The organism is Halorubrum trapanicum (assembly GCF_002355655.1).
Taxonomy (GTDB): Archaea; Halobacteriota; Halobacteria; order Halobacteriales; family Haloferacaceae; genus Halorubrum; species Halorubrum trapanicum_A.
The window spans coordinates 884513-895889 of record NZ_AP017569.1 but is presented as its reverse complement, the minus strand read 5'-3'; the positions used below and the strand labels follow the sequence as shown (position 1 = coordinate 895889).

Annotated in this window: 13 protein-coding genes; 4 read left to right on the top strand and 9 right to left on the bottom strand. The window is 71.5% G+C overall.

Translation table 11 applies throughout. The annotated features are described in order from the left end of the window. Positions 1 to 63 precede the first annotated feature (63 nt). Complete coding sequence (locus CPZ01_RS15350) at positions 64 to 324, top strand: hypothetical protein (protein ID WP_096393613.1); 261 nt, start codon at positions 64 to 66, stop codon at positions 322 to 324. 104 nt (positions 325 to 428) lie between these two features. Here CPZ01_RS15350 and purE read toward each other — a convergent pair whose 3' ends face one another. Beyond that, positions 429 to 1037 (bottom strand): 5-(carboxyamino)imidazole ribonucleotide mutase, encoded by a 609-nt coding sequence (purE, locus tag CPZ01_RS04370; protein WP_096393612.1) that lies wholly within the window; start codon positions 1035 to 1037, stop codon positions 429 to 431. 120 nt (positions 1038 to 1157) lie between these two features. On the opposite strand from purE, the gene CPZ01_RS04365 reads away from it, so the two are divergent. Next, positions 1158 to 1427, top strand: a complete 270-nt coding sequence (locus CPZ01_RS04365; RefSeq protein WP_096393611.1) for a type II toxin-antitoxin system HicB family antitoxin — start codon at positions 1158 to 1160, stop codon at positions 1425 to 1427. A gap of 1 nt (position 1428) precedes the next feature. Beyond that, entirely contained in the window at positions 1429 to 1680 is a 252-nt protein-coding gene (locus CPZ01_RS04360) for a type II toxin-antitoxin system HicA family toxin (RefSeq protein WP_096393610.1), read from the top strand. An 18-nt stretch (positions 1681 to 1698) separates the two neighbouring features. Here the strand turns inward: CPZ01_RS04360 and purK are convergent, their stop codons facing one another. The 4 genes from purK to CPZ01_RS04340 form a co-directional block, all read right to left on the bottom strand. After that, positions 1699 to 2880 carry a 5-(carboxyamino)imidazole ribonucleotide synthase gene (gene purK / locus CPZ01_RS04355; protein ID WP_096393609.1) on the bottom strand — a complete coding sequence of 394 codons (1182 nt, stop codon included), beginning with the start codon at positions 2878 to 2880 and terminating at the stop codon, positions 1699 to 1701. 97 nt (positions 2881 to 2977) lie between these two features. Beyond that, a complete protein-coding gene (locus tag CPZ01_RS04350) occupies positions 2978 to 3712 on the bottom strand; it encodes a hypothetical protein (RefSeq protein WP_096393608.1) in 735 nt (244 codons plus the stop codon). Between the two features lie 84 nt (positions 3713 to 3796). Then, a complete protein-coding gene (locus tag CPZ01_RS04345; protein WP_096393607.1) occupies positions 3797 to 4984 on the bottom strand; it encodes an FtsZ/tubulin family protein in 1188 nt (395 codons plus the stop codon). 106 nt (positions 4985 to 5090) lie between these two features. Beyond that, positions 5091 to 6194, bottom strand: a complete 1104-nt coding sequence (locus CPZ01_RS04340; RefSeq protein ID WP_096393606.1) for an AI-2E family transporter — start codon at positions 6192 to 6194, stop codon at positions 5091 to 5093. A gap of 127 nt (positions 6195 to 6321) precedes the next feature. Between CPZ01_RS04340 and CPZ01_RS04335 the strand changes: the two genes are divergently transcribed. Next, on the top strand, positions 6322 to 6819 hold the full coding sequence (locus CPZ01_RS04335) for a LabA-like NYN domain-containing protein (RefSeq protein ID WP_096393605.1): 498 nt from the start codon (positions 6322 to 6324) through the stop codon (positions 6817 to 6819). A gap of 25 nt (positions 6820 to 6844) precedes the next feature. Here the strand turns inward: CPZ01_RS04335 and CPZ01_RS04330 are convergent, their stop codons facing one another. Genes CPZ01_RS04330 through CPZ01_RS04315 form a run of 4 tightly spaced genes read right to left on the bottom strand, consistent with a single transcriptional unit; the run spans position 6845 to position 11344 of the window. Then, on the bottom strand, positions 6845 to 8107 hold the full coding sequence (locus CPZ01_RS04330; protein ID WP_096393604.1) for a M20/M25/M40 family metallo-hydrolase: 1263 nt from the start codon (positions 8105 to 8107) through the stop codon (positions 6845 to 6847). Continuing rightward, the gene (gene dapF, locus CPZ01_RS04325; protein WP_096393603.1) at positions 8104 to 9129 is read right to left on the bottom strand and encodes a diaminopimelate epimerase; all 1026 of its coding nucleotides are present in this window, start codon (positions 9127 to 9129) and stop codon (positions 8104 to 8106) included. Before dapF ends, CPZ01_RS04330 begins: the two co-directional genes overlap by 4 nt. Further along, the gene (lysA, locus tag CPZ01_RS04320; RefSeq protein ID WP_096393602.1) at positions 9126 to 10508 is read right to left on the bottom strand and encodes a diaminopimelate decarboxylase; all 1383 of its coding nucleotides are present in this window, start codon (positions 10506 to 10508) and stop codon (positions 9126 to 9128) included. Before lysA ends, dapF begins: the two co-directional genes overlap by 4 nt. Continuing rightward, positions 10505 to 11344: a 2,3,4,5-tetrahydropyridine-2,6-dicarboxylate N-succinyltransferase gene (locus CPZ01_RS04315; RefSeq protein WP_096393601.1), complete on the bottom strand. Its 840-nt coding sequence runs from the start codon at positions 11342 to 11344 to the stop codon at positions 10505 to 10507. Before CPZ01_RS04315 ends, lysA begins: the two co-directional genes overlap by 4 nt. Between the last annotated feature and the right edge of the window lie 33 nt (positions 11345 to 11377).

The window sequence follows — 11377 nt, the reverse complement described above, 5'->3', positions numbered from 1 at the left end:
TTGGAGGCGTTCACCGTCGATCTACTGTCAGCTATTTATAAATGAGCGGCTGAGGCTTTGGCGGTGTTCGCCGTTGATCTTCGGTTTACCATTTATAAGCAAACGGCTGAGGCTTTGGCGGTGTTCGCCGTTGATCTTCGGTTTACCATTTATAAGCAAACGGCTGAGGCTTTGGCGGTGTTCGCCGTTGATCTTCGGTTTACCATTTATAAGCAAACGGCTGAGGCTTTGGCGGTGTTCGCCGTTGATCTCCGGTTTACCATTTATAAACGAGTGACCGAGGCCTTGGAGATGTTCTTGACCGATCTACCGTCACCGGCGTAACGCTGAGCGGCTGAGAGTTTTTAAGAGTCTACCGAATCCCAGTACGGCACTATTTATAAACGAACGGTCGGGTATTCGGACGCGGCCACCACGCCGGTCGCTCCTTACCGATCCCGGAACCCGTCGAGACCCAGATCGTGAAGATCGGCGGAGACGTCCGCGACCCCCGCCTTCTGCTCGTCGTGGAGTTCGACCAGCCGCTCCTCGATCTCGTCGTGTTCGCGCGCGAGCACCTGTGCCGCCGACAGCGCCGCGTTGTACGACTTCCCGGCGTCGACGGCGACGATCGGCGCGCCGGTCGGCATCCCGATGACGGAGTCGACCGACTTCTCCTGGACCGGCACGCCGATGACGGGCACCGGGTAGGCGATCGACGCGGTCATGTTCGGCAGGTCGGCGGACTTCCCGCCGGCGCCCGCGATGACGACGTCGAGACCGCGCTCCGTCGCCGTCTCCCCGTACGCGTACATGAGCTCCGGCGTCCGGTGCGCGGAGACGACGTAGCTCTCGTAGGTGAACCGCGCGTCCGGCGCCTCGCCGAAGTCGGTCTGCTCCGCGAAGCCGAGCTCGTCGAGCGCGTCGTAGGCGTCCTCCATGACGGGGAGGTCCGAGTCCGAGCCCATGATGATCCCGACGTCCGGGGTGGTCGCCGGGTCCGCGTCGGCCGCCGCTTCCGCTTCGAGCCGCTCGATCAGGTCGTCCACCGTGGTCATGGGCGATGGTTCGGCGGAGGGCTACAAGGAACTCCCGGATGCGGCGACCGGTATCGGCTCGGCCGTCGCGTTCGTTCTCTGCCCAACCCTTATCAACCGAATCGCCCGAACTGTACGGTAATGGCGAGTTCGACGGACGACGGAGCGGACCACGACGGCGAGATCCGCCTCTGGCGAGAGGAAGGGTGGTGGATCGTCCGAGACGTGGGGACGGGCGTCACGACGCAGGGGGAGTCGCGGTCCGACGCGCTGGAGAACCTCGACGAGGCCGTCGCGCTCCATCGGGGAGAGATCGGCCGCGAGCCGACCGACGAAGAGCTTCGAGAACTCGGAATCGATCCCGAGGAGAACGCGACCGAGAACGAGAATCCGCCCGACGTCCTCGAATAACGTGGCGAGGCGCACGTTCTCCGGACGAGAGGTCGTGAAGGTTCTCGTCAACCGCGGCGGATTCGAGTGGCGACGAACTACCGGCGACCACGCGCAGCTCTACCACGAACACCCGACAAACGAGACGGACAAACGGCACGTCACGGTTCCGCTCCACGACGAACTCCGGGAGGGAACGCTCAGGGGCATCGCGGACGACGCGGGAGCGCACGATTTCGACGCCTTCTGCGCGTGGATCGACCGCAATTCGTGAGCGCCGACCGGGACGCGACTACGTATCCCGGAACGTCAGCCCGTCGCGGAGCTCTCGGGCCCGCGAAAGCAGCGCGTCGCGGTCGGTTTCGCCATCGCCCGGCGAGTCCGCGTCCCATTCCGTCACCGTCAGGTGCCCCATCTTCCGGAGCGGGTACACGTCGTCTTTGCCGTACCAGTGGAGGTCGGCGTCGGGCGCGTTGAGGACCGACTCGACGTTACGGAGCGTCGCGGACTGCGTCTCGTCGACATCGCCGAGGAGGTTCGCCGTGACCGCGGGCGCGACGAGATCGGTCGGACCGAGCGGCCAGCCGAGGACGGCCCGAATATGGTTCTCGAACTGCGACGTGCGCGCGCCCTCGATCGTCCAGTGACCCGAGTTGTGAGGCCGGGGCGCGATCTCGTTGACCAGCACCTCGCCCTCCTTCGTCTCGAACAGCTCGATCCCGTAGACGCCGCGGCCGTCGAGGACGTCGAGCACGTCGCGCGCGACCGATTCCGCCTCGGCGACGATCGCGTCGCCGGCGCGGGCAGGGCTGACGCTCTCGCGGAGGATCTCCTCGCGGTGGACCGTTTCCGTGACGGGGTAGGTCCGCGTCTCGCCGTCCGCGCCCTTCAGGCCCATCACGGCGACCTCGCGCTCGAAGTCGAGGAACTCCTCGGCCATCGCCGCGCCGCCGACCGCGTCGAGCGCGTCGGCGGCCTCGTTCGGCGCCTCGATGGGGACGTTCCCGCGGCCGTCGTAGCCGCCCTCGCGGGCCTTCAGCATGACGCCGCCGAACTCCTCGACGACGCGTTCGAGCCCCTCGGCGGTCGCGACCGCGACGAACTCGGGGACGGGGATCCCGGCGTCCGCGAGCGCCTCCTTCTGGACCAGCTTGTCCTGAATCGTCTCCAGCGTGGCCGGGTCGGGGTGGACCGGCACGCCGTGCTCCGCGCTCGCGGCCGCGAGGATCTCGGGGTCCGCGAGTTCGATCTCGAAGGTCAGGGCGTCGACGCGGGCCGCGAGCTCGTCGATCGCGTCGGCGTCGTCGAACTCCGCGACGATCTGGTCGGCCGCGACGGGCGCCGCCGGACAGTCGGGCGTCGGGTCCAACACGACGAGGTCGACGCCGAGCGGCGCGGCCGCCTCGCACAGCATCCGACCCAGCTGCCCGCCGCCGACGACGCCGAGCGTCGGTCCCGGAAGGGTGATCGACATGTACGCGTCGGTACTGGACAGGAGTGAATAAGTATTGCCAAACGAGCCGGCGAATACGCACGGACACGGATCGATCTGCCGAGCGCGCGCCGGCGAGTCAGACCGATATCCGTTCGAGGTCGCTCTCCAACTCCTCGACGAACTCGTTGTACGCCTCCACGAACCCGCGGAACCGGTCGGCGTACTCCCGGACGTCGGCCGCGGAGGGGGCGCCGTACTGCGAGAGGAGGTAGAGGCCGCCGGAGCCGCCGACACGGAGGTACGACACCGCCCCCTCGTCGTACTTCAGCTCCCAGCGGTCGCCCTCGACGCGCGCGGTGAACGTCCCGTAGTCGTCCCCCTCGTACCGGTGGATCTCGCCGGCGATGACCGCGCAGGTGTCGCGGATCCCATCGAGGACGCGGTCGCGCTCGGCCACCACCCCCTCCGTGGTCGCCGGGTCGGGGAACTCGGCGCTCACGCCGTCGAGGACGCCGGACAGCGAGTCGACGTGGTCGTTCCACGCTGCCACGAACGCCGCGTAGTCGTCGAGCGCGGTCGCGAGCGCCGCCGGCTCCGGCGGCTGCTTCGTCGAGATGACGTACGTGTCGGAGCCCGATTTCGGCGAGAACAGCAGGAACTCCAGCTCGCCCGCCTCGTGTTTCACCGTCCACTCCCCGCCGGGCGTCGACAGCGTCTCGCGGCCGTAGTCGCCGCCCTGGAGCCGCGCGAGCTGGTAGGCGATCCGCCCCGCGTGGTCGCGCACGGCGGCGACGAGCTCGTCGCGCTGCTCCGCGACCGCCGCGGCGTCGCGCACGTCGACGTTGATCCCGAGGTCTGCCTGCGTCGTCACGGTCTCAGTGGGCGCGCCATCCGGTTAACCGGTTCGGGTCGGCGAGCGGGGATCGACCGCCGGCTCGCAGCGGCAACGCGCCAGTCACCCGATCGTCTCGCGGATCTCGCGGATCCGCTCCGGCTCGTCGATCCCTGAGCGGACCACGACCGCGAACACCGCCTCGCCGTCGGGAACCGGCGCGTCGCCGCTTAAAATCGCGTCCGAGCCGGTCTCCTCGGCGAGCCAGCGCCGCCCGTCGGCGATCGCCTCCCGGTTGAGCCACGCGGGCGGGCCGCCGACCACGAGCAGGGTCCGATCGGCGCGCCCCTCGGGGACCGCGACCGTGTTCTTCCCGCGGGCCGCCTTCCGGATGACCGTCTCTATCGCCGACACGGCCGCGCTCGTGTCGATCTCGGCCGGCTCCGAGGACCCGAACAGCCCGAGTCCGAACTTCGAGCCCGAATCGGGGGGCTCCACCGCCTGCGTCGCGTGCCCGATCGCCGCGATCTCGCCGTCGCCCCCCGCCGCGCGGGCGACGTCGCTCGCGTCGAGCACCTGCTGGGGCGTCGCCGTCCCCTCGGGCGTTTCGCCGGCGCCGAACAGCGCCGCGACCCGCTCGACGGCGACCTCGTTGAGCCGGTCGCGGGCCCCGACGAGCGTCTCGCTCGGGCGGAGCCACGCCCCGTTGTCGAACGGGAAGACCGCCGCGCACTCGTCCGAGAGCGCGTCGAGGGTCCGCGCGGCGTTCCGCTCGGCCAGCGGGCGGTGGGGCGTCGGCGGCGCCGGTTCGTCGCCGGCTCCTGCGCCCGACCCCGCGCCGCCCGCCCCCCCGGAGGACGCGCTTCGCGGCCCGTCGTCGTCCGGTTCCTCCGCCTCGTCGCGGGTGGGGAGAAACCCGAAGGCGTAGACGGGGGCGTCGTAGAGCCGCGAGAGCTCCGCGGCGAGCGCCGGGGCCGCGCCCGCGCCGGCCGCGCCGCCGAGGCCGACGACGAGAAGGAACGCCTCGGCGATCGACGGCGCCTGGTCGTCCATGGCCCGGCCGAGCTCGCTCGCGTGCGCGTCGCCGAGGCGGCGGCCAGCGTGGAGGTCGCCTTCGAGCCCGTCCCCGCCCGCGGCGTCGCCGAACCGGTACCGACGCTCCTCGCCGAGCGCGTCCAGTTCCCCGAGCGCGTCCATATCGGTGTCGAAGGCGTGGACGCCCGCGAGGAACGGGTCGTCGCCGTGGTCGGCGGCGAGGCGGTCGGCGATCCTCCCCCCGGCCCCGCCGAGGCCGATAACGTGTAGTCGCATACGTGGGGCGGTCGTCGACCGGGGATATATGACTTCGGCTCGGCGCGAATTGCGGCCGAGCCGTCGGGCGCTCCGCCTGCGAACGGAACCGGGTGCCCGCGACGGCTCAGAACTCGTCGATCCGGCGCTGATCTGCGGGGATCTCCGGCCCCGGATCCGGCTCGACGCCGAGCAGGCGCAACAGCGCGGTGTCCGCGAACGTCAGCGCCAGCACGAGGATGATCGGCGCGAGGAACAGCCCGTGGAAGCCGAACACGACCGGACCGAAGATGTACGCCAGCATGAGCAGGCCGACGTGGGTCGTCTTGCCGCTGAAGTACGGCCGGAGGACGATGTCCGGGATGGTGTCGACGACCACGGCCGCGACGGCGAGGAACCCGGCGACGTAGGCGAGCAGCGAGAGGTCACCGTCGAGCGCGATCGGTATCGACATCGCCGCCGCGATCGGGATGTAGACGATCTTCATCCCGATCACGGGGATCAGGCTGGCGACGCCGGTGAGCGCGCCCGCGAGCGTCGGATACGGGATCTCGACCGCGGCGGGAGCGATCGCGTTGTACGCGAGGTAAGTGACGACGGCGATGATCGAGATGGCGATGACGTTGAGCAGGTTACCGTACAGCACCGCCTCCAGCTCGTCGTCCGCGGTCTCGAGGTACTCGCGGACGACCGCGTCGTCGTCGAAGGTGAGCAGCCAGTCGTGGAACTTGGAGCCGTCGATCAGCAGGTAGTACGTGACGACGACGGTGATGAGCAGGTTCAGGGCGAGCCCCGACAGCGTGCTCGCCAGCAGCGACGCCTGCTCGGAGACGAGCTCGATGAGGGGGTCGAACTGGCCGGAGCGGTACGCCGCGAGCAGCTCGTCCATCGTCGGGTTCGACAGCTCCGCGAGGTCGCCGATCACCGAGTTCTCCGCGCCGATGGTGTCGGCCACCGGGTACGTCTCGATGAACCGCCGCGCCTCCAAGATCAGCAGCACCAGCGTGTAGCTCACGAGGCCGATGAGCGGGACGCCGATGACCGACAGCGACACGACCGCGCGGATCCGGGCCGGCAGCCGGAAGCGTTCGAGCCGGTGGTAGAACCGCCGCGTCGAGTAGTAGAGGAAGACCGCGACGGTGAGCGGGGCGACGAACCGATAGGCCACGTAGCCGGCGACGACCGCGACCGCGAGGCCGAAGAGGGCGACGACGAACCGCTTTTCGTCCATGGGCCACGGTCACCAGCGCCTGACATAAACCATGGTGGTCGTCGCGGCTACCACGGCCGCGGCAAACACCGTAATCGCGGTCGCGCGGATCCCAAAGCCCCTAACGGCGGGGGGTGAAGGGGGACGCATGAGCGAGATTCACCCGGACCAGCGCGTCGCCGTGCTGGCGGACTCGCAGAACCTGTACCACTCCGCGCAGAGCGTCTACTCGCGGAACATCGACTACTCCGGCCTGCTCGACGAGGCCGTCGCGGACCGGTCGCTCGTCCGCGCCATCGCGTACGTGATCCGCGCCGACTCGCCCGAGGAGGAGAGCTTCTTCGAGGCGCTCCGCGACATCGGCTTCGAGACGAAGATCAAGGAGATCAAGACGTTCGCCGACGGCTCGAAGAAGGCCGACTGGGACCTCGGGATGAGCCTCGACGCCGTCTCCTTGGCGAGCCACGTCGACACCGTCGTCCTCTGCACCGGCGACGGCGACTTCGCCCGGCTCTGCTCGCACCTCCGCCACGAGGGGGTCCGCGTGGAGGCGATGGGGTTCGGCAACTCGGCCGCCGACGAGCTGATCGAGGCCGCCGACGACTTCGTCGACCTCGCCGAGGAGGAGGACACCTTCCTGCTGTAGTCGGTCGCGCGTCTGCGGCGTCCCGCTACTCGTCGCCGAGCAGCGAAGCGACGGTTCGCTCGACCGCCGTCGCGGCCGCCTCGACCTCGCGCACCCGCACGTACTCCCGCTCGGCGTGCGCGACCGCGCCCGCCTCGTCGGCGAGGTCGCCGGGTCCGAAGACGACCGTCGGCGCCGGCGCGAAGTAGGAGGCCTCCGTCGCGGCGCCGAACGGGCGGGCGTCGCCGCCGCGTCCGCCCGGAAGGCCGACCGCGTCACCCGCCTCGCGCGCCGCGGCCGCCACGGTCCGGACGAGTTCGTGGTCAGGGTCCGTCGCGAACGCCTCCAGGAACGGCGACTCGCGGTCGGTGAGCGAGACAGCGCCGTCGACGCCGTCGCGACCCTCGCCGACGTCGCCGACGTCGTCCGTGCCGCCGGAGAGCGACGCCCGCACCGCGTCCGCGAGCGACGACCGGAACCCCTCGGCCGTCTCCGGCGGGACGCTCCGCCGGTCGACGGTGATCGCGCAGTCCGCCGGCACCTGGTTCGTCGCCGCGCCGCCCTCGATGACGGTGGGCGTGAGCTTCGGCGGGCCCAGCTGCGGGTGGGCGTCGCCCCCGTCGTCGAACGTCCGGATCGCCCCGAGCGCGTCCTCGGCGGCCGCGACCGCGTTCGCGCCGGCGAACTCCGCGGCGTGCGCGGCGGTCCCCGACAGCTCCACCGTCGCCTGAAACCGCCCCTTCGCCGCGGTACACGCGTCGAGGCCGGTCGGCTCTCCGACCAGGTACAGGTCGCCGTCGAGCCGGTCCTCCGTCCCCGGGAGCCGCCCCGTCAGCGCCGCCGCGCCGAGCGAGAGCTCCTCCTCGTCGGGGGTGAGCACGAGCGTGAGCCGCCCGCGGTCGGGGTCGGCGGTGAGGAATCCCGACAGCAGCGCCGCGAGCGGCCCCTTCGCGTCGCAGGCGCCGCGTCCGCGGATCACTTCCTCCGGGCCGTCGACGGTCGACGCCGAGGTTCCCCGCTCGTCCTCGGTCGCCGCGCCCCGCTCGAACGGGACGTGCGGCGTCACCGTGTCGAGGTGCGTGTTCAACACGAGGTGCGGGCCCGCCTCGGGCGCCGGCGAGCGCTTCTCCGCGACGACGCAGCCGTCGGCGACCGCGGGGTCGGCGCCGCGGTCGTCCAGCAGATCGACGACGAACTCGCGGGTCTCGTCGACCGACTCGTGGGAGGGGATCCGGACCGCCTCTTCGAGGAACGAGACCGGATCGAAGTCGGAGCCGCGCCCCGGTTCGGGTTCGCGCTCCCCGCTCATCGCGGGTCTGCGGGGAGCGTCCCCGAGAACTCGTGGGCGACGGGGCCGGTGAGGGTGGCGTGGCCGCGGTCGGGGACGGTGATCTCCAGTTCGCCGCCCGGCGGGCGGCTCACCGCGGCGTCGCCGTCGATTAGCCCCAGTCGGCGGGCGGCCGCGACGACCGCGACCGCGCCGGTGCCGCAGGAGCGCGTCTCGCCCTCGACGCCGCGCTCGAAGGTGCGCTGGTCGAGGACCGCGGGGCCGTCGCCGGCGCCGTCGTCGACGATCGCGGCGAGGTTCACGTTCGCGCCCTCGGGGAAGACGTCGGCGTGGCGAACCGGTGGCGCGACCGCGTCGAGGTCGACCGCGTCGATCCCGTCGGGGTCGTCGCGGCCGCCGTCGACGAACGCGACCGCGTGCGGGACGCCGGTGTTGACGGCCGTGACGGTCAGCCCTTCCACGAGTTCGTCGACCAGCGGCTCGTCCGCGAGCGCGCCGTCACGGGCGACCGGGACCCGTCGGGGGTCGAACGTCGGCTCGCCCATCTCGATGGTGGCCGCGGTCGCGTCGGGGGTCACGGTGGCGCGCCGGGTGCCGGCCTGCGTGTCGATCATGAACTCGTGATCGCCGGTCCGGTCGTGGGCCCAGCGCGCGACGACGCGGGCGCCGTTGCCGCACATCGTCGCCGTCGAGCCGTCCGGCTGGACCAGCGTCATCACGACGCGCGTCGGATCGAACCGCTCCTCGACGCTTACAAAGAGGACGCCGTCGGCGCCGCGTCGCCCGCCCGCGTCCCGGGAGTCGGCGGGCGCGGCGCGGTCCGCGGCGTCGGCGGGCGCGGCGCGGTCCGCGGCGTCGGCGGGCGCGGCGCGGTCCGCGGCGGCGTCGACGCCGAAGTCACGCCCGTCGACGCCCGTCTCCCGGTCGCAGTGCGCCCGCGCGAACGCCGCGCGGTCGCCGACGTTCTCGGCGGCCGCGTCGACGACGAGGAAGTCGTTGCCCGTGCCGTGGTACTTCTCGACCGGGACGGCGTGGGTACTCATCGGTCGCCCTCCGGTCGGTCGGTTCGGCCGCGACCCGCCTCCCGCTCGACCGTCGTCAGGTCGCCGAGCGTCTCTCTGCGTCGGGCGACCGCCGCGGTTCCGTCGTCGAGCGCGACCTCCGCGGGCCGCGGTCGTGAGTTGTATTGGCTCGCCATCTCGTATCCGTACGCGCCCGCGACGCCGACCGCGAGGAGGTCCCCGCGGTTCGGGTCGGCGAGCGCTCGGTCTCTACAGAGGGTATCGCCGGTCTCACAGATAGGTCCGGCGACGGTGACAGGGGTTGCCGGCCGGTCGTCGGGGGCCGGGGCGTCGCTCCCGTCGCGCTCCCGCCCGCCGCCGAGGTTGCGGACCGGGTGGTAGGCGTCGTACATCGCCGGGCGGAGGAGGTCCGTCATCCCCGCGTCGACGCCGACGACCGTCTCGTCCGGCGTCTCCTTCACGGTGTTCACTCGCGTCAGGAGGACGCCCGCGTCGGCGACGACGTAGCGTCCGGGTTCGATCGCGAGGTCGACGCCCGCTGGCAGCGGCGCGACCGCCTCGCGCGTCGCGTCGGCGACGGCCGACAGGTCGAGCGCCGGGGCGTCCTCCTCGTAGGGGACGCCGAACCCGCCGCCGACGTCGACGTATTCGAGGTCGACGGGGGCGACGTCCGCGGCCGCGTCGGAGTCCTCGCCGTCCGGGTCCGCGAGGTCGCGGGCCAGCTCCCCCATTCGCGCGACGAGCTCGCGGTGGCTGTCCAGCTGGTCCGGGTCGATGCCGGAGCCGGCGTGGGCGTGGATCCCGACCACGTCGAACCGCTCGGCCGCCGCTCGGGCCGCCTCGGCGGCGCGGTCGTACGGGATCCCGAACTTCGCGGCGCCCCCGGTGGTGACCTTCTCGTGGTGGCCCGCGCCGACGCCGGGGTTCACGCGGACGCAGACCCGGCCGTCGTAGCCGCGCTCCGCGAGGCGGTCGAGGGTGTCGACCGCGCCGACGGTGACCGTGAGCTCCGGTTCCGCCTCGGCGACGCCGACGACGTAGTCGAGGTCGCGGGCGGGCGGGTTGACCGCGGTGTAGTGGAGCCGCGAACCGTCGAAGCCGGCCGCGAGCGCGCGGTCTACCTCGCCCGCCGAGGCGCACTCGGCGTCGAGGCCGGCGTCGCGGACCGATTCGAGGACGCGTCGCCCGGTGTGCGCCTTGACGGCGTACCGCACGTCCGCGTCGGGGAACGCCGCGAGCAACCGTTCGCAGTTCTCGCGGACGCGGTCGAGGTCCTGGACGTACAGGGGGGTCTCGTGGGCGTCCGCGAGCCCGCGGAGGCGCTCGGCGTCCCAGTCGCTCACGCGGCGGGCCGGTGGATTTTCCAGCGCGGCCGCTGCGCCCGCGTCGCGGTCGCTCATTCGCGGAGCGCGTCCTCCCGCCGCGTCGCTTCGAGGGTGTCCTCCTCGACGTGCGTCGCCACGACGGCGGGCTTGTACGCGCCGCCCTCGAAGAGTTCGTGGTCGCCGACGGACGACTCGACCATCCGGGTGAACGCGCGGCGCTCGGCCGGGAGGTGGCCGTAGATCACTTCCTCCTCGACGAGGTCGTAGACCGGAATCCGCGGCGTCAGGAGCGTGTTCTCGCCGACGATCGAGTTCTCGCCGACGCGGAAGCCCGACGTGACCCGGCAGCCGGCGCCGAGCGAGACGCCGTCCTCGACGATCACGGGCGCGTCCTCGACGGGTTCGAGGACGCCGCCGATCAGCGTGTTGGCGCCGAGCTTGACGTTCTCGCCGAGCTGCGCGCAGGAGCCGACCGTGTCACAGGAGTCGACGAGGGTGCCGTCGCCGACGTACGCGCCCATGTTGACGAACGAGGGGCTCATCATGATACAGTCGCTGCCGAGGTACGCGCCGCGGCGGATCGCGGTCCCGTCCGGGGTGTTCCGGGTGCCGCGCTCGCCGAGGTCGTCCGTGTCGCGCAGCGGGAGCACGTCGTGGTAGGTGACGCCACCGTACTCGCGCGGCTCCGTCTCGCGCAGGCCGAAGTTGAGCAGGATTCCCCGCTTGACCCACTCGTTGGCCTCCCACGAGGTGACGTCGTCGCCGGTCTTCTCGGCGGCGCGGACCTCGCCGGCCTCCAAGGCGGCGAGGAACTCGTCGACGACGGCCGCGTCCGCGTCGGTCGCGTCCGCGACGGTCAGTCCGTCCTGATAGCGGTTCCAGAGGTCGGCTACGTCGGCTTCGAGGCTCATTGGGTAGTGTATGGATGAGTGTCGGTATTTACT

Excerpts from the sequence above, each read along its gene's own strand:
- purE (WP_096393612.1), bottom strand. The coding sequence starts at position 1,037 with ATGACCACGGTGGACGACCTGATCGAGCGGCTCGAAGCGGAAGCGGCG.
- CPZ01_RS04365 (WP_096393611.1), top strand. The coding sequence starts at position 1,158 with ATGGCGAGTTCGACGGACGACGGAGCGGACCACGACGGCGAGATCCGC.
- purK (WP_096393609.1), bottom strand. The coding sequence starts at position 2,880 with ATGTCGATCACCCTTCCGGGACCGACGCTCGGCGTCGTCGGCGGCGGG.
- CPZ01_RS04345 (WP_096393607.1), bottom strand. The coding sequence starts at position 4,984 with ATGCGACTACACGTTATCGGCCTCGGCGGGGCCGGGGGGAGGATCGCC.
- CPZ01_RS04340 (WP_096393606.1), bottom strand. The coding sequence starts at position 6,194 with ATGGACGAAAAGCGGTTCGTCGTCGCCCTCTTCGGCCTCGCGGTCGCG.
- CPZ01_RS04335 (WP_096393605.1), top strand. The coding sequence starts at position 6,322 with ATGAGCGAGATTCACCCGGACCAGCGCGTCGCCGTGCTGGCGGACTCG.
- CPZ01_RS04330 (WP_096393604.1), bottom strand. The coding sequence starts at position 8,107 with ATGAGCGGGGAGCGCGAACCCGAACCGGGGCGCGGCTCCGACTTCGAT.
- dapF (WP_096393603.1), bottom strand. The coding sequence starts at position 9,129 with ATGAGTACCCACGCCGTCCCGGTCGAGAAGTACCACGGCACGGGCAAC.
- lysA (WP_096393602.1), bottom strand. The coding sequence starts at position 10,508 with ATGAGCGACCGCGACGCGGGCGCAGCGGCCGCGCTGGAAAATCCACCG.
- CPZ01_RS04315 (WP_096393601.1), bottom strand. The coding sequence starts at position 11,344 with ATGAGCCTCGAAGCCGACGTAGCCGACCTCTGGAACCGCTATCAGGAC.